We start from the raw sequence: 239 nt of genomic DNA, 5'->3' as shown, positions 1-239 counted from the left end.
AGACTGGCCCCATCACTAAGGCATTAGAATGACCATGGGGCACATGAAACTTGGCACCCAACGGATAAGATAAGCCATGCACCGCTGCGACCGACGCATGGACAAAGGCCATGCCCGCTAAGGTTGAGCCTAATAACATGTTTTCCCGTGCTGTTATATCGTTGCCGTCCTCTAGCACCGTCATAAAGTTTTGCGTTAAAAGCTTTAGACCTTTGACTGCGAGGGCATCAGATATGGGG

1 pseudogene is annotated in these 239 nt (G+C 50.2%); it reads right to left on the bottom strand.

What is annotated here, in order from left to right:
• Nucleotides 1-184 (bottom strand): annotated as a pseudogene (locus tag AAEZ22_RS18590) (iron-containing alcohol dehydrogenase); the annotation flags it as partial.
• Nucleotides 185-239: the final 55 nt, after the last annotated feature.

This window comes from Pseudoalteromonas sp. 20-MNA-CIBAN-0454, from assembly GCF_040308685.1.
GTDB lineage: Bacteria > Pseudomonadota > Gammaproteobacteria > Enterobacterales > Alteromonadaceae > Pseudoalteromonas > Pseudoalteromonas nigrifaciens.
Note: the sequence above shows the minus strand (reverse complement) of the source record. Positions and strands in the feature narration are given on the sequence as shown.